At 64.9% G+C, this 21,426-nt stretch carries 23 protein-coding genes, 1 tRNA gene and 1 riboswitch; of the genes, 10 read left to right on the top strand and 14 right to left on the bottom strand.

From position 1 onward, the window contains the following. Positions 1–106 precede the first annotated feature (106 nt). Both ACQY4Y_RS01550 and ACQY4Y_RS01545 read left to right on the top strand, forming a co-directional pair. A complete protein-coding gene (locus ACQY4Y_RS01550) occupies positions 107–268 on the top strand; it encodes a hypothetical protein (protein ID WP_428488812.1) in 162 nt (53 codons plus the stop codon). Between the two features lie 207 nt (positions 269–475). Next, positions 476–1,378, top strand: coding sequence for an NUDIX hydrolase (locus ACQY4Y_RS01545; RefSeq protein ID WP_428490712.1), 903 nt, complete (start codon positions 476–478; stop codon positions 1,376–1,378). 33 nt (positions 1,379–1,411) lie between these two features. On the opposite strand, the gene ychF is transcribed toward ACQY4Y_RS01545, so the two are convergent. The 3 genes from ychF to ACQY4Y_RS01530 form a co-directional block, all read right to left on the bottom strand. Then, positions 1,412–2,506: a redox-regulated ATPase YchF gene (gene ychF / locus ACQY4Y_RS01540; RefSeq protein ID WP_428488811.1), complete on the bottom strand. Its 1,095-nt coding sequence runs from the start codon at positions 2,504–2,506 to the stop codon at positions 1,412–1,414. Next, positions 2,506–3,090, bottom strand: a complete 585-nt coding sequence (pth, locus tag ACQY4Y_RS01535; protein WP_428488810.1) for an aminoacyl-tRNA hydrolase — start codon at positions 3,088–3,090, stop codon at positions 2,506–2,508. The genes ychF and pth overlap by 1 nt, the downstream gene beginning before the upstream one ends. Positions 3,091–3,180: 90 nt before the next feature. Beyond that, positions 3,181–3,834, bottom strand: a complete 654-nt coding sequence (locus ACQY4Y_RS01530) for a 50S ribosomal protein L25/general stress protein Ctc (RefSeq protein WP_428488809.1) — start codon at positions 3,832–3,834, stop codon at positions 3,181–3,183. 132 nt (positions 3,835–3,966) lie between these two features. On the opposite strand from ACQY4Y_RS01530, the gene ACQY4Y_RS01525 reads away from it, so the two are divergent. After that, positions 3,967–4,767, top strand: coding sequence for an HAD family hydrolase (locus ACQY4Y_RS01525; RefSeq protein WP_428488808.1), 801 nt, complete (start codon positions 3,967–3,969; stop codon positions 4,765–4,767). Here the strand turns inward: ACQY4Y_RS01525 and ACQY4Y_RS01520 are convergent. Then, complete coding sequence (locus ACQY4Y_RS01520; RefSeq protein WP_428488807.1) at positions 4,764–5,258, bottom strand: metal-dependent hydrolase; 495 nt, start codon at positions 5,256–5,258, stop codon at positions 4,764–4,766. The two genes, ACQY4Y_RS01525 and ACQY4Y_RS01520, sit on opposite strands and share 4 nt — an antisense overlap. Positions 5,259–5,402: 144 nt before the next feature. Here ACQY4Y_RS01520 and ACQY4Y_RS01515 point away from each other — a divergent pair. The 3 genes from ACQY4Y_RS01515 (at position 5,403) to ACQY4Y_RS01505 (ending at position 8,420) form a co-directional block, all read left to right on the top strand. Then, positions 5,403–5,476 (top strand) — tRNA-Gly (locus ACQY4Y_RS01515). A 61-nt stretch (positions 5,477–5,537) separates the two neighbouring features. Continuing rightward, positions 5,538–5,663, top strand: a riboswitch (TPP riboswitch). Positions 5,664–5,744: 81 nt separating this feature from the next. Next, a complete protein-coding gene (gene thiC, locus ACQY4Y_RS01510; protein ID WP_428488806.1) occupies positions 5,745–7,577 on the top strand; it encodes a phosphomethylpyrimidine synthase ThiC in 1,833 nt (610 codons plus the stop codon). Positions 7,578–7,592: 15 nt separating this feature from the next. Then, positions 7,593–8,420 carry a SirB1 family protein gene (locus tag ACQY4Y_RS01505; protein WP_428488805.1) on the top strand — a complete coding sequence of 276 codons (828 nt, stop codon included), beginning with the start codon at positions 7,593–7,595 and terminating at the stop codon, positions 8,418–8,420. A 162-nt stretch (positions 8,421–8,582) separates the two neighbouring features. Here the strand turns inward: ACQY4Y_RS01505 and flhA are convergent, their stop codons facing one another. The 8 genes from flhA to ACQY4Y_RS01465 all read right to left on the bottom strand — a co-directional run bounded on the left by flhA (position 8,583) and on the right by ACQY4Y_RS01465 (position 15,884). Continuing rightward, positions 8,583–10,661 carry a flagellar biosynthesis protein FlhA gene (flhA, locus tag ACQY4Y_RS01500; protein ID WP_428488804.1) on the bottom strand — a complete coding sequence of 693 codons (2,079 nt, stop codon included), beginning with the start codon at positions 10,659–10,661 and terminating at the stop codon, positions 8,583–8,585. A gap of 120 nt (positions 10,662–10,781) precedes the next feature. After that, positions 10,782–11,885, bottom strand: a complete 1,104-nt coding sequence (locus tag ACQY4Y_RS01495; RefSeq protein WP_428488803.1) for a sigma-54 interaction domain-containing protein — start codon at positions 11,883–11,885, stop codon at positions 10,782–10,784. Continuing rightward, entirely contained in the window at positions 11,882–12,193 is a 312-nt protein-coding gene (gene fliN / locus ACQY4Y_RS01490; protein ID WP_428488802.1) for a flagellar motor switch protein FliN, read from the bottom strand. The genes ACQY4Y_RS01495 and fliN overlap by 4 nt, the downstream gene beginning before the upstream one ends. Continuing rightward, positions 12,190–12,795, bottom strand: coding sequence for a hypothetical protein (locus tag ACQY4Y_RS01485; protein WP_428488801.1), 606 nt, complete (start codon positions 12,793–12,795; stop codon positions 12,190–12,192). The genes fliN and ACQY4Y_RS01485 overlap by 4 nt, the downstream gene beginning before the upstream one ends. A gap of 21 nt (positions 12,796–12,816) precedes the next feature. Next, a complete protein-coding gene (locus tag ACQY4Y_RS01480) occupies positions 12,817–13,839 on the bottom strand; it encodes a flagellar motor switch protein FliG (RefSeq protein WP_428488800.1) in 1,023 nt (340 codons plus the stop codon). A gap of 169 nt (positions 13,840–14,008) precedes the next feature. Continuing rightward, the gene (locus ACQY4Y_RS01475) at positions 14,009–14,383 is read right to left on the bottom strand and encodes a hypothetical protein (RefSeq protein ID WP_428488799.1); all 375 of its coding nucleotides are present in this window, start codon (positions 14,381–14,383) and stop codon (positions 14,009–14,011) included. Beyond that, positions 14,380–14,778: a rod-binding protein gene (locus tag ACQY4Y_RS01470; RefSeq protein WP_428488798.1), complete on the bottom strand. Its 399-nt coding sequence runs from the start codon at positions 14,776–14,778 to the stop codon at positions 14,380–14,382. Before ACQY4Y_RS01470 ends, ACQY4Y_RS01475 begins: the two co-directional genes overlap by 4 nt. Further along, complete coding sequence (locus tag ACQY4Y_RS01465; RefSeq protein WP_428490711.1) at positions 14,778–15,884, bottom strand: flagellar basal body P-ring protein FlgI; 1,107 nt, start codon at positions 15,882–15,884, stop codon at positions 14,778–14,780. Before ACQY4Y_RS01465 ends, ACQY4Y_RS01470 begins: the two co-directional genes overlap by 1 nt. 326 nt (positions 15,885–16,210) lie before the next feature. Between ACQY4Y_RS01465 and dksA the strand changes: the two genes are divergently transcribed. After that, positions 16,211–16,624 (top strand): RNA polymerase-binding protein DksA, encoded by a 414-nt coding sequence (dksA, locus tag ACQY4Y_RS01460; RefSeq protein WP_428490710.1) that lies wholly within the window; start codon positions 16,211–16,213, stop codon positions 16,622–16,624. Positions 16,625–16,633: 9 nt separating this feature from the next. Here the strand turns inward: dksA and ACQY4Y_RS01455 are convergent, their stop codons facing one another. After that, on the bottom strand, positions 16,634–17,242 hold the full coding sequence (locus ACQY4Y_RS01455; protein WP_428488797.1) for an HdeD family acid-resistance protein: 609 nt from the start codon (positions 17,240–17,242) through the stop codon (positions 16,634–16,636). Between the two features lie 210 nt (positions 17,243–17,452). On the opposite strand from ACQY4Y_RS01455, the gene ACQY4Y_RS01450 reads away from it, so the two are divergent. Together ACQY4Y_RS01450 and hemW are read left to right on the top strand one after the other, a co-directional pair. Continuing rightward, on the top strand, positions 17,453–18,010 hold the full coding sequence (locus ACQY4Y_RS01450) for a GNAT family N-acetyltransferase (protein WP_428488796.1): 558 nt from the start codon (positions 17,453–17,455) through the stop codon (positions 18,008–18,010). Beyond that, the gene (gene hemW / locus ACQY4Y_RS01445) at positions 18,007–19,158 is read left to right on the top strand and encodes a radical SAM family heme chaperone HemW (protein ID WP_428488795.1); all 1,152 of its coding nucleotides are present in this window, start codon (positions 18,007–18,009) and stop codon (positions 19,156–19,158) included. Before ACQY4Y_RS01450 ends, hemW begins: the two co-directional genes overlap by 4 nt. Before the next feature lie 256 nt (positions 19,159–19,414). Here hemW and ACQY4Y_RS01440 read toward each other — a convergent pair whose 3' ends face one another. Continuing rightward, positions 19,415–20,137, bottom strand: a complete 723-nt coding sequence (locus tag ACQY4Y_RS01440; protein WP_428490709.1) for an energy transducer TonB — start codon at positions 20,135–20,137, stop codon at positions 19,415–19,417. 1,082 nt (positions 20,138–21,219) lie between these two features. On the opposite strand from ACQY4Y_RS01440, the gene ACQY4Y_RS01435 reads away from it, so the two are divergent. After that, positions 21,220–21,423 carry a DUF3311 domain-containing protein gene (locus ACQY4Y_RS01435; RefSeq protein WP_428488794.1) on the top strand — a complete coding sequence of 68 codons (204 nt, stop codon included), beginning with the start codon at positions 21,220–21,222 and terminating at the stop codon, positions 21,421–21,423. Positions 21,424–21,426 lie beyond the last annotated feature (3 nt).

Raw genomic sequence — 21,426 nt, 5'->3', positions numbered from 1 at the left:
TCAAGCAGTGGTGAACGCTACCAGGGTGTCGAACCTGCCGTCACGCTTGGCGGCGGATCTTGCTTTATCTCGGTCCATCACGATGTCGCACTCATAGGGGATAATGATGCAGCGTCACCGGACTACAAGTGATCCACCGCCGCGCCGCCCGGATGGGTCCTGGCTGGTGGGGATGATGATCGGCACCGCGATCATGACCATGGCGACCCAGGCGATGGTGCTGGGCGCCGGCGCCGCGATCAGCGACGCCGCGCTTAAAGGTCGCTAAAGGCGGCTGGATTTCGCGGTAGCGAGCAGCGCCGCCGGCGTGCGACAAGCGGCCATGCCGGATCATCAAGCCGACGGTTCAAGAGGGCAGCCTACCGGGATCGCTGGCGACCGCGTGGCGCTTTCCGCTGCGCAAAGCGTGGGCGCGCGAGTTACCGATTCGGGAGGTGCCGGTTCGGGGGTCCATAACGCGGCGGTCGCGGCGGAGTTGACCGCGGTGATCGTTGCCGTGACCGGCGGACACCCTAGGGTGCTGACAATCGACAGCGGCGAGGCGCTGCCGTCGGGGCCGTTCGAACCTGACCATCGCTCGCTGCAGGCCGGGCTGCGTACCTGGGTGGAGACGCAGACGCATCATCCGTTGGGATATGTCGAGCAACTCTACACCTTCGCCGATCAGGACCGGAAGCAGGGCACGACCGGGCGCGTGGTGTCGGTCAGTTACCTGGGCCTGACACGGGAGGCTCCGGTGGTGGCAGGGTGGGACGCGGCCTGGCAACCCTGGTACCGGTTCTTTCCGTGGGAGGACGTGCGCGCTGGCGCCAGAACGGGGGACGGGTCGCTGGCGTCGGCGCTGGCGGACTGGGCGGGAAGTGCCCGCGACCCGCTGGCCCGGCGCGACCGGGAGCGCCGGATCAGCATCAATTGCGGTCTGCATGGGCAACGCTGGAACGAGGAACTGGTGTTGCAGCGATATGAACTTTTGTGGGAGGCCGGCATGGTCGCGGAGGGCCGCCGCCAGGGGGCGCCACTGCCGGCTGCGCTGAGCGCGGCGTCGGGCGAACCGATGCGCCATGACTATCGCCGCATCCTGGCCACCGGGATTGCTCGGCTGCGCGCCAAGATCAAATACCGGCCGGTGGTGTTCGAACTGATGCCGCCGGCGTTTACGCTGTTGCAGTTGCAGCGGTCGGTTGAGGCGTTGGCGGGACGGCTGTTGCACAAACAGAATTTCCGCCGGCTGATCGATCAGCAGGACCTCGTCGAGGAAACCGGTGAAGTGACGACCGAGACCGGTGGGCGTCCCGCCAAGCTGTTTCGCTTCCGCGGTGAGGTGCTGGCGGAGCGGCGGGTGGCCGGCACCAAGCTCCCGTTGGTGCGCGAGGTCTGAGCGGTCAAAACCGGAGTGACCGGACCAATGCCGCTAAACGTTGAAGCGGAACAACAGCACGTCGCCATCCCTGACCTCGTAGGTCTTGCCCTCGACCCGCATCTTGCCTGCCTCCTTCGCACCCTGCTCACCGCGATGGGCCACAAAGTCGGCGTAGGCGATGGTTTCGCAGGCGATGAAACCACGCTCGAAGTCCTTGTGGATCACGCCGGCGCTTTGCGGCGCGCGGGTTCCCCGGGTGATGGTCCAGGCTCGCGTCTCTTTCGGACCGCACGTGAAGTAGGTCAGCAGCGCCAGCAGGTCGTAGCCGGCGCGGATTACCTGGTCCAACCCGCTCTGGGTCGACCCCAGCGTTTCCAGGAACGCCGCGCGGTCGGCCTCGGGCAACTGCGACACCTCAGCCTCGATGGCGGCCGATACCACGATCGTCGGCGCCGCCTGAGTCGTCGCCCAGGCGTGTACCCGGTCGGAGAATGCGTTGCCCGACGCCGCCGACGCCTCCTCCACGTTGCAGACGTAAAGCACCGGCTTCGAGGTCAGCAGTTGCAGGCGTCGCACCGCTTCTTCCTCGCCCGGCGAGATCGCCGAACGGGCCGGGCGCCCCGCCTGCAGTGCGGTCACCAGCGGCTGCATGACGGCTACCGCCGCGACGCTGTCCTTGTCGCCGCCGCGCGCACGCTTCTGCGCCTGCACCAACCGCCGTTCCAGGCTTTCCAGGTCGGACAGCATCAGCTCGGTTTCCACCACCTCGATGTCGCGCAGCGGGTCGATCGAGCCCTCGACATGGGTAATGTCGCTATCCTCGAAGCAGCGCAGCACATGGATGATGGCATCGACCTCGCGGATATTGGCGAGGAACTGATTGCCGAGCCCCTCGCCGTTGGAGGCGCCGCGCACCAGTCCGGCGATATCGACGAATTCCAGGCTGGTGGGGACGATTTTGGCCGACTTGCCGATCTCGGCGAGCACGCCCAGACGGGGGTCGGGCACGGCGACGCGGCCGACATTGGGCTCGATCGTGCAGAACGGGTAGTTCGCCGCCTGTGCCGCGGCGGTCGCGGTCAGCGCGTTGAACAGGGTCGATTTGCCGACGTTGGGCAGCCCGACGATGCCGCAGTTGAAACCCATCAGCGCGTATCCTGTGTGTGCAGGGCGACGTTGGTCATAAAGTCAGCCTGCCTGCCTTGGGCCAGCAGATCGGCGGCGTCGGCCACCGCGTCCAGCAGCGCGATCAGCCAGGCTTGGTCCTCGGCGCCGAAGTTGCCTAACACGTAGCCCAGCACGCGCTCCTTCGACCCGGGGTGGCCGATGCCGAGGCGCACGCGCCAGTAGTCCTGGATTCCCAGCATCCGGTCCATGCTGCGCAAGCCGTTATGGCCGGCCGCGCCGCCACCTTTCTTCACCCGCATCTTGCCCGGCGCGAGGTCGAGTTCATCGTGGAACGCGACGATCGCCTCGGGCGGCAGCTTGTAGAATGCTGCCGCCTCGTGCACCGATTCGCCGGAGCTGTTCATATAGGTCAATGGCTTCAGCGCCAGGATTTTCGTCCCCGCAATGCTGCCATCCGCGGCCAGGCCCTTGAACCGGCGCCGCCAGGGCGAAAAACCGTGGCGCATCGCCATCACATCCAACGCCATGAAGCCGATGTTATGACGGTTGGCCGCCATGCCCGGCTCCGGGTTGCCGAGCCCAACCCAGAGCTGCGGGGTCATGCCGGGTGCCCGGCGCGGGTGGTCCCCATCCGACGACGCGCTTCGGGGCGAAGGCGCCCCGCTACACAAGGCCGGCAAGCCGGCATCGGATCAACCCTTCTTGGCGGGCGCCTTCGCCGGGGCCGCCGCTTTCGCGGGCGCGGCGGCTGGGGCGGCGCTGGCTTCGGCAACGACCTCGATCTTCGTTGGCGGCACCACCGTCGCCACCACGAAGTCGCGGTCGATCACCGGCTTGACGTTCTGGGTGCCCTTCAGGTCGTGCCAGCGGACGTTGTCGTTGAAGTCCAACGGCCCGAGGTCGGCGGTGAACTGCTCTGGGATGTGGTCGGCGTCGCAATACACCTCCACCGCGTGGCGAACGACGTTGAGCACCGCGCCGCGCTTGATGCCTGGGCTGATGCCATCATTCTCGAAATGCACCGGGACCGCGACCTTGATACGCTGTCCGGCGACCAGGCGTTGGAAATCGACGTGCTCCGGCGCGTCGGAGACCGGATGGAATTGCACGCCGCGAATCAGCGCTCGGGTCGGCGCGGCGCCGCCGGTGATTTCATAGAGGCGAGACTGCCAGCCAGGCTTGCGCAGTTCGCGGATCACCACGCGCGGGTCAAGTTCGATCAGGTTGGGTTCCTGCTTGCCGCCATAGATAACCGCAGGCACCTTGCCTGCACGCCGAGTCGCCCGCGCCGCCCCCTTACCGCTTCGCGCACGCACCTCGGCCTCGATTGTGACAACGTTGGCCATGGTATGCTCCCAAATGACGAGCGCCGGCCTCCAGGGGTGCCGGCGCGGGGCGGCGTTTAGCGCAGGGTCGCGCCGGGGGCAAGGGTTATGGGTGGCAGGTCAATTGATCGCACATGCATCGAGCCGGTGGTGATGGCACGGCAGAAGAACGGCTGCGAACGACATCACCGACCGGTGGACGGCCGAAGCCTGCGCCAGCCGGCCCTGATTGGCCGCTGTTTCGTTGCCACGGCCGGCTGCCTGTTGTTGGATAAGGCGATGCAGCTTCCCTCGATCCCCGCAGCCGTCGTCTTCGACATGGATGGGCTGCTGTTCGATACTGAGGCGCTATACGAAGAAGCCATCATGGTCGCCGCGACCGAGTGCGGTCATGATATGACACCGGAACTTTTCCGCCGGATGTTGGGTGGGGTGTGGCAGAGTAACAAGATCCTGCTGCTGGATCACTACGGCGTCGGGTTTCCGGTCGATACATTCCGCACGATGTGGATGCGACATTTTGACCTGATGGCGGCAACCCGGCTTGCGTTAAAGCCGGGAGCCATCGAGTTACTCGATACGCTCGACGCAATCCGGCTTCCCCGGGCGATCGCCACGTCGTCCTCCTTAAGCACGGTGCGGCATCATCTGGCGGCCCATGATCTGGCTGCGCGATTCGACGCGATCGTCTCGCAAGGCGACTACGCGGTCGGCAAGCCGGCGGCCGACCCTTATCTGATGGCTGCCGAGCGCCTGGGCGTGGAGCCGCCGCTCTGCCTGGCGCTGGAAGATTCCTTCAACGGCGTGCAATCCGCCCATGCCGCCGGCATGATGGTCGCGATGGTGCCTGACCTTGTGGCTCACACGGATGAAATCCGAGCGCTTTGCACCGTGGTGGTCGATGACCTGCACGCCGTTCGGAGCCTCATTGTGGCCGTATGGGATCGCGGCTAGGGACGCCAAGCCGCTAGTTCGGAAATCCGGCGCGTCAGCAGCCACCACGCAATTCCGCCGACCACCGCGGTCACGACGACCGCCTCCATGCCCGAATCGGCACGGCACAATGGCAACCCCCAGGTTCGCCGCGACGGCCAGCCCAGCCGCAGACCGCGCGGCGTCAGCATGTCGGCGGCCAAATGCGACAGATAACCGACCGCCAGCGCGGCCACGCCGCCGCGTCGGTAGCCGGCTTGCAGCAGCAGCCCCGCCAGCGCGATGATGGCGATCGCAGAGTGGGTAATCCCGCGATGGCCGAGGGCCGATGCGATCGCGGTCGAAACCGGACGGGTGCGTCGGCCGACCCAGGATTTCGGATGGTCGATGTCGGGAAGCAGCGACCCGGCGACAGCGAGCGCGAGATAGGTCGGGCCGAGGCTTGGCAAATGCAGCGCGGGCGCGGCGACGATCCACGCCCCGAGGCCGATTACAACGTGCGACCTGGCCATCATCCAACCCAGCTACGCCGAGCGGCTCGTGGCCGGCAAGCAGTGGCCCGTCGTGGCCGGCCGCTGCCGCGGTTTAAGCGCGCAGCTCACGGGAAAGCGGTGATTGCGCATCAGCGACGGTGCCGTTAGGTTTCGCACTCGGATGCGGGTGTAGCTCAATGGTAGAGTCCCAGCCTTCCAAGCTGGCTGTGCGGGTTCGATTCCCGTCACCCGCTCCACTGGTGGCAGATCTGCCTCGCATATCGATTTGACACCGCTGGCCTGACCGCCGCATCCTTCTACATTACCCAGGGGTGCCCCACCAGCGGGGCTGAGATATCGCTGCAGACCGGCATAACGGTGGTGCGATGACCCTTGAACCTGATCCGGGTCATGCCGGCGTAGGGACGGGTCAACATCATTCGACCCCTCTCGTTTCGCCGCCGGCACCCCCCCCGGCCTGCCGCCGCCGGCCACCGCGCCGCTGGCTTGACGAAGGAGAGGTCCATGACGGTCCAGTCGAAGTCCACCACCCGCCCAAGTTCGGTGACCACCGGTCCGATTGCAGGGTCCCGCAAGGTCTACAGCAGCCCGGAGGGCCGGCCGGATATCCTGGTGCCGTTCCGCGAGATCGCTCTCGATCCCAGCGCCAAGGAGGATCCGTACCGGGCGTATGACTGCTCGGGCGTCTATACCGATCCATCGGTGACGGTCGATCTGGAGGCCGGGTTGCCGCCGATCCGCCGCGAATGGATCGCCCGGCGCGCCTTCGACAGGATCACCCCGCGCGCGGTGCGGCCCGAGGACAACGGCAATATCGGCGGCGACAAGATGGTTCCCGCTTGCCCCGCCGAGTTGCCGATCTTCGGCGGCAAGCCCGGCCAGATGGTCACGCAGTACGAGTTCGCGCGGGCCGGCATCATCACCGAGGAAATGATCTACGTCGCGCATCGCGAGAACATGGGCCGCGCGAAGATGGCCGTGGGCGCCGAGGAGCGCGTCGCCGACGGCGAAAGCTTCGGTGCCGAGATTCCGGCCTTCATCACGCCGGAATTCGTGCGCAGCGAGATCGCGCTGGGGCGGGCGATCATCCCGGCAAACATCAACCACCCGGAATTGGAGCCGGTCATCATCGGGCGCAACTTCCTGGTGAAGATCAACGCCAATATCGGCAATTCGGCGGTGACATCGGGTGTCGCCGAGGAGGTCGAGAAGCTTGTCTGGGCGATCCGCTGGGGCGGGGACACGGTGATGGACCTTTCGACGGGGCGCAACATCCACAACATTCGCGGCTGGATCATGCGCAACGCGCCGGTACCGATTGGTACTGTGCCGATTTACCAGGCACTGGAGAAGGTCGATGGCGATCCGACCAAACTGGACTGGGAGGTGTTCAAGGACACCCTGATCGAGCAGGCCGAACAGGGCGTCGACTACTTCACCATCCATGCCGGCGTGCGGCTGCAATACGTGCCGCTGACGGCGAAGCGGGTTACCGGAATCGTGTCGCGGGGCGGGTCTATCATGGCGAAGTGGTGCCTGTCGCGGCACAAGGAGAGCTTCCTGTATGAGCGCTTCGACGAGATTTGCGACATCATGCGCAAATACGATGTGTCGTTCTCCCTGGGTGATGGTCTGCGTCCCGGGTCCAACGCCGACGCCAACGACGCGGCCCAGTTCGGTGAACTGGAGACGCTCGGTGAACTGACCAAGGTGGCCTGGGACAAGGGTTGCCAGGTGATGATCGAGGGCCCCGGCCACGTGCCGATGCACAAGATCAAGGTCAACATGGACAAGCAACTGCGCGAATGCGGCGAGGCTCCGTTCTATACGCTGGGGCCGCTGACCACCGACATCGCGCCGGGCTACGACCACATCACCAGCGCGATCGGGGCGGCGATGATCGGCTGGTTCGGCACCGCGATGCTCTGCTACGTCACGCCGAAGGAGCATCTGGGGTTGCCCAATCGGGACGACGTCAAGACAGGTGTCATTACATACCGGATAGCGGCGCATGCCGCCGATCTGGCGAAGGGCCATCCGGCGGCCAAGCTGCGCGACGACGCGGTCAGCCGAGCGCGGTTCGAGTTCCGCTGGGAGGACCAGTTCAACCTGTCGCTCGATCCCGACACGGCACGGTCATTTCACGACGAGACACTGCCGAAGGAAGCGCATAAGGTAGCTCACTTCTGTTCGATGTGCGGGCCGAAGTTCTGCTCGATGAAGATCACCCAGGATCTACGCGTCGAAGCGGAGCGAATGGCCGGCCTGGAGGCAAAGAGCGTTGAATTCGTCGATGCCGGCAAACAGATCTATCTACCGGAGCAGGCTGCGGAGTAGGAGCGGTGGGGTGGGATGAGCGAACCCAGGGCGGCATTGAGCGCGATCGGCCAGTTGGCGGATGCCGAGATCGATATCGGCAGCGCCGCCCTGCAACTCGCGCGCGTGGATGCGCCTGACGCCGACTGGCAGCGGGCGGCGCGCCACCTGTCAAATTTGGCGCAAGGCGCGGTCGGGCACGCTCTGGCAATGCAGAAGGAGAACCTGTCGGCCCGGGCCGCCGCGCTGGCCGATCTGTTGACCGGTGAATTCGGCTATGCCGGCGACGTTGAGACCTACAACCACCCGGCCAACGCCAACCTGATCCGGGTCACCGAACGGCGCCGCGGGTTGCCGGTGGCGCTTGGGGTAATCTGGCTACACGCGGCTCGGGCGGCGGGGTGGGGCAGCCATGGGGTGGACTTCCCGTCGCATTTCCTGATCGCGCTGGAAGGGCACAAGACCCAGGTGGTGATCGACGTGTTCAACGGCGGCCAGGTGATGTCGGCCCGGGAGTTGCGGGCGTTACTCAAAAGGGTCGAGGGGGACAAGGCCGAATTGCGGCCCGGCCTGCTGCAGCCGATGAGCACGCGGAGGGTTTTGCTGCGCCTGCAGAACAACATCCTGACCCGGCGACTGGACGCCGGCGACCTGCGCGGCGGGCTGCGGTGCACCGAGGACATGCTGCTGATCGCGCCCGATCAGGCGGAGCTTTGGCGCCAGGCTGGGGTGATGAACCAGAAACTGGACCAGGTGGCGGCGGCGCGGGATTGCTACCAGCGGTTTTTGGATTTGGTGCCGGAGGGGTCGGTCGCCAATGGGGTGCGGACACAGTTGGATATCCTGAAAACGATGCTGAACTGAGCGGGCGGCGTGAGGATGCGACCGCGGTTTCCCTGGACCCGTTCGAGAAACCAGCACCAAGCAGGTTCGAAACGACAACCGTCTTGCCGATCTCAGGCCAGAGACAGCGTTGATCCTGTCCGCATTCATCCCCGTTCGACGCGAAATTCCCAGGCCAATGACTCAGATCGTTCCGACAACCTTCACCCTCGCTCGGCGATGCACCTCGGCCTGCGCGATCACCGGCACATTCATGCGGATGCGATCGATGATGGAATGCACGTGATAGCGCACCTGCATGCTGGTCAGCAGCGCCGGCTTCTCGCCATTGTTGACGGCTGAATCGATCACCACCCGCATGCGCTCCAGCAGCTCGCGCAACTTCTCCTGGCCCAGCGCAAGTTGCCGATCGTCCGCGGGGCCGACCAGCGACCCGGCCAGGGTGTCCTCCCATTCCTGGGAAAGAACGACGACCGGCAGGTAACCGGCGGCCCCGGTCAGGCTGTCGCTGATCTGTCTGGCGAGCCGGGTCCGAACATGGGCCACGATCGATGCAACCGATTTCAGGCTCATCGAGCAAGCCTCCTGGACCGCTTCCAGGATGGTCGGCATGTCGCGGATGGAGATGCGTTCCGCCAACAACATCTGCAGCACGCGTTGTAGCCCGCCCACGGTGATGGTGGACGGAACCAGGTCGGCGACCAGTTTCTGCTGCTCTTGCGGCAGGTTGGCCAAGATCTTTTGCGTCTCGGTATAGGACAAGAACTCCGCGATGTTCTCCTTCACCACCTCGGCCAGATGGGTGGTCAGCACGGTCGCCGGATCGACCACGGTCCAGTTCGCCGAACGGGCCTGATCGGCAAGCGTGGGGGTGATCCAGCAGGCCGGCAGGCCGAAGGTCGGCTCCACGGTTTTTTCGCCGGGCAGCTCGATCGCCTGATCTCCCGGGCTGATCGCCAGCATCATCATCGGGCGAAGCGCGCCGGCCCCGGCGGAGATCTCCTTCAGCGCGAAGACATAGTTGTAGGGCTCCAGTTCGACGTTGTCCTGGATTCGCACGGAAGGCAGCACAAAGCCCAATTCCGTCGCCAACGCCCGGCGCAAGCGTTTGATCTGGTCGGGAAGCTGTTGGCTCATGCCGCTGGCAAGTTCCAGCAGGCCATAGCCCAGCTCCACCCGGACCACGTCCAGCAGCGACACCTGCGCCGCGCTGTTGTCCGGCAACTGAACCACCGGAACCGCGGCGGCGACCAACTCGGACCGTCGCGCCAGGAAGCGCTGCCAGGCCGCCGCGCCGGACAACGCCGACACCGCCAAGAACGGCACCGTCGGCAGACCCGGCAACAGCGCCAGCAGCCCGGCCGCGGCCGATGCCATCATCAGCGGATTGACGTTCGATCCCAGTTGCGCGGCCAGCTTGCCGTGCATCTTGCCCTGCACCGCGCCCTTCGACACCACGATGCCGGCCGCGGTGGAAATCAGCAGCGCGGGGATCTGCGAAACCAACCCATCGCCGATCGTCAGCGTGGTGAAGGTCGAAAACGCGCTTTCGATCGACATATGCGCGCGCAGCAGACCCATCGCCAGGCCGCCGAAGATATTGATCAGGGTAATGACCAATGCCGAGATCGCATCGCCGCGGACGAACTTGCTGGCACCGTCCATCGCGCCGTAGAAGCCGCTCTCCTCGGACAGTTCGGCGCGGCGCAGCCGCGCGGTCGGCTCGTCGATGGTGCCCGACGACAGATCGGCATCGATCGCCATCTGCTTGCCCGGCATGGCATCGAGGTAGAACCGCGCGGAGACTTCGGCGATGCGGCTGGAGCCCTTGGTGATGACGACGAAGTTCACCATCAGCAGCATGCAAAAGACGATGACGCCGACCACCACGTCGCCGCCCATCAGGAAACTGCCGAACGCCGCCACCACGCGCCCTGCGGCGTACGGACCATCGGCGCCGTGCGACAGGATCAGCCGGGCGGTGGCGACGTTCAGCGACAGCCGCAGGATCGTGGTCAGCAGCAGCAAGGTCGGCAGGCTGGAAAAGTCCAGCGGCCGTTCAAGCGACAACGATATCAGCAGGATCAGGATCGAGGCGATGAACGACAACGCCAGCGCCATATCCAACAGGAACGTCGGGATCGGCATGATCAGGATCGAAAGCTGGAACAGCACGCACAGCGCCAGGCCGATGTCGCCGCCGGGAATAATCTTCCTGAGTGGCTTCATTCCACCGAGCAGGGAGTTCCAGAGCTCGTCCACCCGCAACTTCCTTCAGGAGATCCTAGAGCATTTTCAGCATGACCGTGCATGCTGAAAATGCTCTAGCTCTTTGTTTTGCCGCATCATTCAAGCGCCTTGAAGGTTCCGCCGAGGCCGCAATCATGCTCTGGCGGCGGTGCTGGGGGGGACCTCGATCCCTTGGGCGGCATAAAGGCCGATCTTGTTGCGCAGCGCCCGGATCGATAGCCCCAGCATGGCGGCGGTCCTGGTCCGGTTGCCGCCGGTCATCCGAAGCGTGCCGATGATCACATCGCGCTCCACAATGTGCAGCGGACGGCCGATAAAACCAGCGGCGGGATCCGACGATCGCGACGCTGAAGCCGCGTTCGATGCGGGTCCGACTTCAAGCGCCTTGGTGCTGATGACACTGTCCGACGTCAGGACGATCGCTCGGTGGATGGTATTTTCCAGTTCGCGGACATTGCCCGGCCAGTCATGTGCCATCAGCGCGTCCAGCGCGGCGGGCGACAACTGGCGCGGGGATCGGCCGCCCTCTGCGCGGTATTTCTCGATGAAATGCCGCGCCAGCGCGGGGATATCCTCGCGCCGGTGACGCAGGCTGGGAAGCTGGACCGAGACCACGTTGAGCCGGAAATACAGATCCTCCCGGAAGGTCTGCCGAGCGACCTCCTGTTCCAGGTCGCGGTTGGTGGTGGCGATGATGCGGACGTTCAACCGGATCGGCGCGCGTCCGCCGATCCGATCGACCTCGCGTTCCTGCAGCGCGCGCAGCAGCTTGGCCTGCAGCCGGCGGTCGATCTCGCTGATTTCGTCGAGCAGGATGGTGCCGTTCTGTGCTGCCTCCAACTTGCCGATGCGCTGGCCCAGGGCGCCGGAAAACGCGCCTCGCTCGTGGCCGAACAACTCCGATTCCAGCAGTTGGTCGGGGATCGCCGCGCAGTTGACGGCGATGAACGGACCGCTGGCGCGGCGCGAGTTGCGGTGGATATAGCGCGCAATCACTTCCTTGCCGGTGCCGGATTCACCTTGCACCAGGACCGATGCGTCCGACCCGGCGATGCGCTGGGCGCGCTGCATCACCTCCAGCATCACCGGGTCGCGCCAGACCGGGCCGTCGCCGGCCGTGGCGGGCCGCCGGGCGGTCGGCAACGCCGCGTTGCGGTCAGAACGATCGGTGTCGGCCGCCAGGATGCTCTCCAGATCGTCGGCAACCAGAAACCCGGGCGACGCAAAGGCTGTCACTGCGAGCGCTCCGACTTGACGATCTCGGTCATCGTCACGCCCAGCCGGGTGTTATCGACCATCACCACCTCGCCGCGGGCGATCAGGCGGTTGTTGACGTAGATGTCGATCGCTTCGCCCAGCCGGCGGTCAAGCTCGACCACGGCGCCGCGGCCCAGCTTGAGCAACTGCGACACCTGCATGGTCGCCTTGCCTAGCACCGCGCTGACGGTGACCGAGATGTCGTAAACCGCCTCCAGTTCCTTGACCGAACCGATCTCGGAAGGTTCACGAAAGTCTGGGGTGGCCGGGGGAGTGGTTTCGCTCATGTCAGGTTCCTGGCGTCTTGCTGGTCGGCGCGGGCCACCGACAGCGGAATGATGGCGTCCCGCAGATCTTCGAGCAGTGCGGTGCGGCTGATTATGGCTTCACCGCGATGCCAGCGGATTGTGACGTCTTCGCCGCTGCCGTCTTCCAGCACCCGGGACAGATCGGAAATATCGCCGAACTGCTGTTCGGTGCCGTGCCGGTCGCGCAGCACGAACCGCGGTGCCACCGTCAAGGCAGGCTTGATCCGATCGGCAACCATGCGCACCCGCTCGAGCAGCCGTGCCGACCAATTCTCCGACGTCGCCGCGATCACCGTGTTGACCAGCAGATCCGCCATTGCCAGGGCGGCGGCGCCGACCGCTTCGGATGTGCTGGCTTCCAGTTCGTGTACCGCTGTCAGCAGGGTGGCGGTCAGCGGACGATCGCCGCTGTGTGTCAGGCGTTCCTGACGGGCCGTCAGGTAGCCCTCGGTCCAGGCCGCCTGACGAATCTCGCCGACTTCCTCGGACGAGATGCGTTCATCCTCGATCATCGGCGCGGCAGGCTCGTCGCGTTGGTCGTTGAAGTCCTCGAAGACGGCGAACACCGTGCTGGTCGTCATTTTGCCAACCCCTGCCTGGAACTAGTCGATTATCCGGTCGTCGCTGCCGCTGCTGATCTCGATTTCGCCGCTGGATGCGAGGTCCTTCGCCAGGTTTGCGATCAAGGCCTGGGCATCCTCGACGTCCTTCATCTTCACCGGGCCGAGGCCGGCGATGTCGTCGCGCAGCATCTTGCCGGCGCGCTCCGACATCTGCGCCAGGAACAGGGTGCGGATCGCCTCGGGCGCGCCCTTCAGCGCAACCGGCAGCTTTTCCTTGTCGATCTGACGGATCAGCACCTGCAGCCCGGCTGGCGTGACCCGGGTCAGGTCGGCGAAGGTGAACATCTGCGACTTCACCTTCTCCGCCGACTCGCGGTTGCGCTCCTCTAGGCCGGCCAGGAACCGGGTCTCCGCCTTGCGGTCAAAGTTGTTGAAGATCTCGGCGATCAACTGGTGCGAATCCTGGCGTGACGCTCGTGCCAGGTTGGACATGAACTCCTGGCGCAGGATCCGCTCGACCCGTTCCAGCACGTCCTTCTGGATCGATTCCATCCGCAGCATGCGCATGACGACCTCCATCGCGAAGGCGTCGGGCAGCAACGTCAGAACACGGGCGGAATGGTCGGCCTTGACCATCGAAAGCACGACGGCGACGGTCTGCGGATATTCGTTCTTCAGATAGCTGGCGAGGATCTCCTCGCTGACGTTGCCCAGCTTGTCCCACATGGTGCGCCCGGCGGGACCACGGATCTCTTCCATGATCTGGACGACGCGGTCCTTGGGCAGCGCCTTCATCAACAGGTTTTCGGTGCTTTCGAAGCTGCCCATGATGCCGCCGGTGGCACCGAAGTTCTCGACGAAGGCGCCGCACAGGCTTTCCACGGTCTCGGCGTTGATCACCCCGAGTTGGGCCATGCGGGCGGAGATCGTCCTGATCTCATCCTCGTGCATCATGGCGAACAGCTTGCCGGCGTGCTCCTCGCCGAGCGCAAGCATCAGGACCGACGCCTTGTGGATGCCGGACATATCTCCGTCGGACGTCTGGCGAGCGGTCTTGGCCATATTATAGAGACGCCCTGGTCATCGTGACACCGAGAGATTCGCGGCACCACAGGGCTAAACTGCAAAGTTTACCAATCCGTTAATAGCCGGCGCCGATGCTCACTTAGGCCGCAACCGTGGCACAACGGCCGCCATCGGCGCCCCGGTTCGGGTCGACGATCGGCTGGCTTCAGGCGCGGGTGGAAAGCGCCAGCGCCGCAGTTGCGCGCGGCGTCGTCGATCGGCCATGACCGCCATATCGTGCCACCGATGGGGGCGGCGCGCAGGCTCGGGCGACGATGCGGACGATGCGGGTCTGCACTGCGATCGAACGCTCCAGCAGCAGTTGATTCTCGGCCGCCAGTTTCGCCACGAGCTGGCCGATCGCCGCCAGCGCCGGCGAGGGCGTGGATCGTCCCTGGTGCTTGGCCAGGTCGGCCAACGTCTGTTCCTTGGCCGTCACCAGTGCGGTGGCGGCGGCAAAGTCCAGGCGTTTCAGCGCATCGTTTTCCGCAGCCAGCAGGTCCGCCATGCGCTGGGCTGACTCGGCTAGATCCTTACTCATTTCGGGCGGTTCCCCTGCATGCGCAGCATCGCCTCGTAAATCGGCTTGGCCAGTCCCAGCCCGCCATGGGCGGCGATCTGCTTGGCGAATTCCTGCACCAGCATCGGCTTCCAAGCCTCCTCGCCGGCACCACCGCCGAACAGGTCGTGCGAGGTATCGACGGTGTCGAACATCGGTTGCAGCAATTGGCCAATCGCCATCGCCTCGAAGTCCTGGGCCGATTTGGCGACCTTGGCGGGATCGGGCGGCGGCCCGGGCCGGGTGGTTCCCGCCACGCCTAGGGCGCCCCCTTGGGAGGCCCCCTGGGCGGACGATGCCACGCTTGGCAGCGGTTGGGCGGTGACTGTTGGGGGCAGCACCGCCTGGGCAAGCGGCATGGCAGATAACTTCGTCATCAGCGCACTTCCAGATCGGCCTGCAACGCACCGGCCGCCTTGATCGATTGCAGGATGCTGATCAGATCGCGTGGACCGACGCCCAGCGCGTTCAGGCTGGCCACCAGATCGCGCAGCGTCACTCCCGACGACAGGATCCCCAGCTTCTTGTCGTGCTGATCATCGATCTGGATATTGGTCCGCGGCACCACAACCGTGCTGCCGCCTTTGGAGAACGGGCCGGGCTGGCTGACCTCCGGTGTCTCGGTGACCCGGATGGTCAGATTGCCCTGGGCGATCGCCACCGTGCTGATCCGCACGTTGGCTCCCATGACGATTGTGCCGCTGGCCTCGTCGATCACGACGATCGCAGCGTTATCGGGTTCCACCCGCAGATCCTCGATCGCCTCCAGCGTCTCGATCGCGTTGCGGCCGGCCAGTTCGAGGAATACCGTTCTTGGATCGCTCACCCTGGCGATCGGGCCGACGGTCCTGTTGATAACCGAGGCGATACGCTGCGCCGTCGTCAAATCCGGATTGCGCAGTCCCAGCCACAGGCTATTGCCTTTCCCGAGTTCGAACGGAACTTCCTTTTCGACCGTCGCGCCATTGGCTATGCGCGCCGCCGTCGGCACGCCACGGGTGACCGATGCAGCGGCACCGCGCGCGGCGATCGCCCCGGTCGTCAAGGTGCCCTGGCCGACCGCGTAAACCTCGCCGTCGGCGGCGAGCAAGGGCGTGACCAGCAGCGTGCCGCCTGTCAGATTGGTTGCGTCGCCCAGCGCCGAGACCGCGATGTCAATACGGCTGCCGCTTCGGGCGAAGGCGGGCAGTTCGGCGGTGACCATCACGGCGGCAACGTTCTTGGTGGACAGCGCGTTGACTTGGTCGCGCGTGTTCACGCCAAGGCGTTCCAGCATCCCGATCAGCGATTCTCGGGTAAAGACGTTGTTGTTCAGCTTGTCGCCGGTGCCGTTCAGCCCGACCACAAGCCCATAGCCGATCAACTGATTCTCGCGCACGCCCTCGACGTCGGCGATATCCTTGATGCGCACGTCCGCCCAGGCGGAAGCGCGCACCGACGCCCCCAGGCCAAGGGTCAAAGCAAGCAGCAGGGCGGCGATCATACGCATTTTTGCCCGACGATCATCCTGTCAACGGCTGGAGATCGTTTCAGCAACTTTCATGCCGCGGCTGAGTTCGGCGCTTTCTGCGGTTTGCGGCAAGCATTAAGTCGGCAGGAACTGCCGATCGAGGGAAAAATCAGGCAATGAATGCCGACAACTAACAGTTCCATTGCAATTTGTTGACGTTTTGGTGCACACCCTTGGCGACCGTAGGACAGCCCGCTATACGTCCGCGCGTTCCCTACCTGGAATGGGCTCGGTATTTGCCTCCACGGCATGTAGCCGAACGGGGCGGGCTGACAGATAAGCAGGACCGAATACGCATGATGGTGACTCTGCCCCCTGATTATCGCCCGTCCGAGGATGAGGAGTTCATGAATCCCATCCAGGTCGAATATTTTCGCCAGAAGTTGCTGCGCTGGCGCGCCGATCTACTGCGGGAGGCCGACGGCACGCTGGCCAGCCTGTCGGAGGGCGGCATTCACGAGGCTGACATCACCGATCGCGCCAGCGTCGAGACCGACCGGGCGTTGGAATTGCGCACCCGCGACCGCGCCCGCAAGTTGATCTCCAAGATCGACCAGGCGCTGGTGCGGATCGAGGTCGGGACTTATGGTTATTGCGAGGAAACCGACGAACCGATCGGGGTGAAACGGTTGGAAGCGCGGCCGATCGCCACGATGTCGATCGAGGCCCAGGAACGGCATGAAAAGATGGAACGGGTGCACCGCGACGACTGATCGGCGGGTCTAGATCGCCTGCTGACCTGGGTGCTGCAACCGCAGGCGCCAGCCGCAGGCGAGCAGCGAGATACCGAAGATGATCGCGTAAGCGCCCAGCCACCAGGTTACCACCACGGCGCCCACCATCGGTGTCAGCACCAGCATAACCCCCCACAGAATCGATATGACGCCGCCCAGTCCCAGCCACCAGCGTCCGTGGCTGGCATGCAGCTTAAGCGCCGCCGCCAGCATCAGGCCGCCGCTGATCAGCGCCCAGGCCGCCATCAGCAGCACGAAGGCGAGCACCGCGGCACTCGGCAGGATCAGCGCTATAAGTCCCATGGCGATGTTCAGCACCGCCTCGGCCAGTAGCGCGCCCCAATGGCGGTTCGCCACGACCGCGCGGACCGAACTCACCAGGCCGATGACGCCGTCGATCAGCAGGTAGATGCCGAAGAAGAATGCCAGCGACAGCAATACAGCCCCCGGCGCGGCCAGCGCCACGACGCCGAACAGCACCGCGATCAAACCGCGCAGACCGATCGCCCACCAGTGCCGGGCGAGCGTCGCATTCATTGCATCCCGACGCTGAAGCTGGGACGAAGGTCCGGTAGCAGAGGCAGCGTCGCCGGCCATCGTGTCCTCCGTTCAAGGCGTCGTATGCAGGCTTGGCATCAGGGGCCACCGGCGATGGCCGGCCGACGAGCGTCCACCGCATGTCAAAGCGGTTATCGCCGTACGCCGATCGGTTCAACGCAAAATCTTGCGTTCGGCCTTGTCTGGTGGGTGACATCACCGGTTTATTGGGGATAAACCTCAAGCGTCGGCGGTCATCAGGGAGGGCAGATGGGTCCGGTCACCCGGGTCGGCGTTACCGTGACATTTCTGCGCATGGATCAGGCGCCGGCGGACCACGCGCCTGGGTTGGCGTCAGGATTTCAGATCGTCCGCGCGCAGGCGCCCACGGTGCCATTCTACCGCTATTTGTACAATACCGTTGGTGCCGACTACCTGTGGTGGCTGCGCCGCACCACGCCCGACGCCGACCTTGCTTCCATGCTGCGCGACCGCGCCGTGGCGATCTACACGCTGTACGCGGCGGGTGAGCCAGCCGGATTTTTCGAGCTGGACGCGCATCCCTGGCCGGACGTGAACCTGAGCTATTTTGGCCTGATGCCCGGCATGATCGGTCATGGCACCGGATATGCGTTCCTGCGCGCCGCGGTGGACGAAGTCTGGCGGCACGGCGCCACCGGCATGACGGTCAATACCTGTACCGCCGACCATCCCAGGGCACTGCCGAACTATCTGCGCGTCGGGTTCCAGATCGTGCGCCAGGTGCGCGAAATCTGGGCGGTGCCGAACCACCTCAACATGCGCATCCCATCCAGTCTGAAGCTTTGACCGAGGACCTTGCTCTGTATGTGCACTGGCCGTTCTGCCTGGCCAAATGCCCTTACTGTGACTTCAACTCCCATGTGCGCGATCGGATCGACCAGACCCGCTTCGCCGCCGCGCTGCGGCGCGAACTTGCCACCGAGGCCGCGCGGCTCGGCCGGCGACGGCTTGCATCAGTGTTCTTTGGCGGCGGCACCCCCAGCCTGATGGACCCAGCGACGGTGGCGGCCCTGCTGGACGACACGATGCGATATTTCGCCGCGGCCGGCGATCTGGAAGTCACCCTGGAGGCCAATCCGACCAGCATCGAGGCCGGGCGTCTGGCGGATTACCGAGCGGCCGGCGTGAACCGGGTCTCGATCGGCATCCAGAGCCTGGATCAGGCCGCGCTGCGCATGCTGGGCCGGCAGCATTCGGCTGACGAGGCGGTGGCCGCTTTGACGCTCGCCCGGCGGTTGTTCCCGCGGGTGTCGTTCGACCTGATCTATGCCCGTCCGGGCCAGGACCTGGCGCACTGGCGCGCCGAACTGCGCGCCGCCCTGGCGATCGCGGCGGACCACCTGTCGCTTTATCAACTGACGATCGAGCCGGCGACGCCGTTCGAGGCCATGCATCGGCAGGGCCGGATCGTGCTGCCCGACGCGGACACCGCCGCCGCACTGTATGACACGACTGAGGCGGAATGCGCCCGCGCCGGCCTGCTGAGCTATGAGGTCTCCAACTACGCGCGCCCGGGGCAGGAGAGCCGGCACAACCTGGCGTATTGGCGATATCGGGATTACGCCGGCATTGGCCCCGGTGCGCACGGGCGGGTCACGGTCGGCGGGTCACTGCGTGCGACGCGGCGCCACCGAGCGCCGGAACCCTGGGCCGAACGGGTGGAACAGGCCGGCCATGGGCTGACCACAGATGAACCTGTGGCGGCCGAGGACCGCGCTCGGGAGGCCCTGCTGATGGGACTGCGGCTTGCCGAGGGGGTCGGGCTGGCGTGGTTCGCCACGCGCACTGGGCGCAGGCTGGAGCAATCGGTGGATGCCGGGGTGCTGGCCCGCTGTCTCGAGGAAGGCTACCTGACGATGACCCCCGACCGGCTGTCGGCGACGCGCGAAGGCCGCATCCGGTTGGATTCCCTGCTGGCGGCACTTGTTGCTTAAGGTGAGGGATCGTCTAGCGTCCTGGTTCGGGAGTTCGTCGTGCTTGGATCATCAGAGCCTGGGGACGAAGTAACGACTGGCGACACTTGCGTTAACAGACCTACCGGCCCCGGCAAGGATGCTTCGAGAGATCGCACTACCCATCACTGTCAGGAATAACAATCTGGATTGATCACTATCGTTACAGGCTAACGGCACGAAATGAGAAAGGTTGTCCTTCCGCCTGGAGCAGAAGGCGAAGGTGAGCGACCGGGACCTAGTCCAACTGGTAATGGATCGGCACCGTGAGACTCTGCCGAGGCAACCTCATATCGGGTGGAAACGGCGGCAGTTGGGCGTTTCGCATCAGCGCCTCCGCCGCCTGATCGAGCGACTGCGTTCCACTTCCCCGAATCAGGTTAAATCCGACCACATGCCCCGCCGGGTCAACCGTGATTTGCACCACCACGGTGCCCTGCCGTCCCATTGCCCGGGCCATCTCCGGGTAGGATCGGTGAGCTTGAAGCCAGGCGCTGACATCGGCGAGCCAAGATGGGTCGGCAGCCGCGTGGGTTTGCTCCTGACCGGTGGATGCGCCCGACCCGGCACTTGACGCCGATGCGCTGGAGCGTCCGGGCGTCGCGTCCGCAGTACGGGACGACCGAGCATGCGTCGCCGCGGTTTCAGGTCGATGCAAGCTTGGCGCGACTGGCGCCTTGGGCACTGCTCGGGTGGCTGCCGGAACAGGCCTCCGCTCCGGTTTCGGCGCCCGTTGCGGAACCGTCGCGGGCTTTGGCTCCGGAGTTTGTGGCACGACCCTGGGCTGCGAAGCCGCCCGCGGGGGAGCCGTTTGCGGCGGAATCGTTTGCGGCGGAATCGCTTCTGGGGGCGCCGTATCCGGAACGGCTGCTTGCGGCGACACCTTCGGCGGTTGTTGCGGAAGCGGCGTTTCCCGCCGCGAACCAACGGGTTGCGTGGACTCAGGTGGCGGTTCCGGCATCGATTCTGGGGCCGGCACTGCGTTCTGCGTTGGCGGCGCTTCCGCCGCGCTGTTCGGCGTTGATGCCGGCGCCGAACCGGTCGGCGCGACCGGCGCGGCCTCGCCGAAAACCATGGTAAGCCGGATCGGTTCGGGGCCGGGGTTTGATGCCAGTCCATGGTGCACCAACAGCAGGAAGATGACTGCACCGGCGTGCAGAACGAGCGATAGCCCGACCGTCCACCGCATCGGCGTCCTGACGTCCCGCGTACACGGCGCTATACCGAGCCTTGATTGGCTCACGCTTCATCTCCCTTGAAGCCAGCATTCTGCCAAACCAGGACCGTCAGGGTAAGTCGCGCGCCGACACGCCGGTGTGCGCGAACCTGAGAGGCAACGCAGCACCCGGGGACACCTATCCAACGGCTTTGTCCATGGCCCAAATGCAGCCCGCCGTCGCGAGCCGGCTGCGTCGGGCGGTATCCTGCTGGCAACCGGCGGGTTCGCGCTGGTCTCGCTGCTGGGCAAGCAGGCATTGCTCGACTGGGGCTGGCGCATAGCGTTCTTGCTCTGCAAGCCGTCGCCGGCTTTCTCTGCACGGTCTCGCTGCTGTCCCTGATCTGCGCGGCGATCGCGCGACACCCGGTTCAGTGGATAAGCTTCCACCTGAGATCCAGGCTCGACGGCCATCGCGGCAGCTCGCCTGTAGGATTTGATCTTCAGACGTCTGACCTGCCCGGTAGTCCGGTGGGCGCAAAAAACAGCGCAAAAAAGGCGGCGACAAAAAAACGGCGGTGCTTGTGGCACCGCCGAAGTTTAGGGAGGAAACGTCCAAGAAGGCAGTGCGCCGAAGCGCGACTGCCGCACGCAAGATGGCCTTCGCAGGCGCAGCATGCAAGCGGATTTTGCTGCATTGCAGCATTTCTCTTGATCACATATTAGGGTGTGTTGCGGTTTGGCCACGATTTCCCGGGTCACCCGCCATTCGCCGCCTCGGCCCGGCATCGGAACCATTTGACGCGCTAGGGTTTATCTGATTGAAGCGCCGAATGCGGCAGACACAGAAGCCGCATCGCAGAAATGCGCCCGCAAGGAAACAAGCAATGGCGAATCCACCCGGACAACAAACCAAGCCGCACTGGCTTCGGGTGCTCTTTGTTCTTCCTTTCATCGCGATGTTGTGGGTCTCGTCTTATAACCGATTGACGCCCGAACTGTTTGGGTTTCCGTTCTTCTTCTGGTACCAACTTCTGTGGGTGATCGTTTCGGCTGCATTGGCTGGCATCATCTACAAAGTCGAGCATTGAGGA

The sequence above is a fragment of the Rhodopila sp. genome (assembly GCF_965277165.1).
Taxonomy (GTDB): Bacteria; Pseudomonadota; Alphaproteobacteria; order Acetobacterales; family Acetobacteraceae; genus Rhodopila.
The sequence above is the reverse complement of the archived record's forward strand: the minus strand, read 5'-3'. Positions and strand labels throughout refer to the sequence as shown.

What these genes read in the sequence shown, in the direction of transcription:
- ACQY4Y_RS01550 (WP_428488812.1), top strand. Translation starts at nt 107, where the DNA reads ATGCAGCGTCACCGGACTACAAGTGATCCACCGCCGCGCCGCCCGGAT.
- ychF (WP_428488811.1), bottom strand. Translation starts at nt 2,506, where the DNA reads ATGGGTTTCAACTGCGGCATCGTCGGGCTGCCCAACGTCGGCAAATCG.
- pth (WP_428488810.1), bottom strand. Translation starts at nt 3,090, where the DNA reads ATGACCCCGCAGCTCTGGGTTGGGCTCGGCAACCCGGAGCCGGGCATG.
- ACQY4Y_RS01530 (WP_428488809.1), bottom strand. Translation starts at nt 3,834, where the DNA reads ATGGCCAACGTTGTCACAATCGAGGCCGAGGTGCGTGCGCGAAGCGGT.
- ACQY4Y_RS01525 (WP_428488808.1), top strand. Translation starts at nt 3,967, where the DNA reads ATGGCACGGCAGAAGAACGGCTGCGAACGACATCACCGACCGGTGGAC.
- ACQY4Y_RS01520 (WP_428488807.1), bottom strand. Translation starts at nt 5,258, where the DNA reads ATGGCCAGGTCGCACGTTGTAATCGGCCTCGGGGCGTGGATCGTCGCC.
- thiC (WP_428488806.1), top strand. Translation starts at nt 5,745, where the DNA reads ATGACGGTCCAGTCGAAGTCCACCACCCGCCCAAGTTCGGTGACCACC.
- ACQY4Y_RS01505 (WP_428488805.1), top strand. Translation starts at nt 7,593, where the DNA reads ATGAGCGAACCCAGGGCGGCATTGAGCGCGATCGGCCAGTTGGCGGAT.
- fliN (WP_428488802.1), bottom strand. Translation starts at nt 12,193, where the DNA reads ATGAGCGAAACCACTCCCCCGGCCACCCCAGACTTTCGTGAACCTTCC.
- ACQY4Y_RS01485 (WP_428488801.1), bottom strand. Translation starts at nt 12,795, where the DNA reads ATGACGACCAGCACGGTGTTCGCCGTCTTCGAGGACTTCAACGACCAA.
- ACQY4Y_RS01480 (WP_428488800.1), bottom strand. Translation starts at nt 13,839, where the DNA reads ATGGCCAAGACCGCTCGCCAGACGTCCGACGGAGATATGTCCGGCATC.
- ACQY4Y_RS01475 (WP_428488799.1), bottom strand. Translation starts at nt 14,383, where the DNA reads ATGAGTAAGGATCTAGCCGAGTCAGCCCAGCGCATGGCGGACCTGCTG.
- ACQY4Y_RS01470 (WP_428488798.1), bottom strand. Translation starts at nt 14,778, where the DNA reads ATGACGAAGTTATCTGCCATGCCGCTTGCCCAGGCGGTGCTGCCCCCA.
- ACQY4Y_RS01465 (WP_428490711.1), bottom strand. Translation starts at nt 15,884, where the DNA reads ATGATCGCCGCCCTGCTGCTTGCTTTGACCCTTGGCCTGGGGGCGTCG.
- dksA (WP_428490710.1), top strand. Translation starts at nt 16,211, where the DNA reads ATGGTGACTCTGCCCCCTGATTATCGCCCGTCCGAGGATGAGGAGTTC.
- ACQY4Y_RS01455 (WP_428488797.1), bottom strand. Translation starts at nt 17,242, where the DNA reads ATGGCCGGCGACGCTGCCTCTGCTACCGGACCTTCGTCCCAGCTTCAG.
- ACQY4Y_RS01450 (WP_428488796.1), top strand. Translation starts at nt 17,453, where the DNA reads ATGGGTCCGGTCACCCGGGTCGGCGTTACCGTGACATTTCTGCGCATG.
- ACQY4Y_RS01440 (WP_428490709.1), bottom strand. Translation starts at nt 20,137, where the DNA reads ATGCCGGAACCGCCACCTGAGTCCACGCAACCCGTTGGTTCGCGGCGG.
- ACQY4Y_RS01435 (WP_428488794.1), top strand. Translation starts at nt 21,220, where the DNA reads ATGGCGAATCCACCCGGACAACAAACCAAGCCGCACTGGCTTCGGGTG.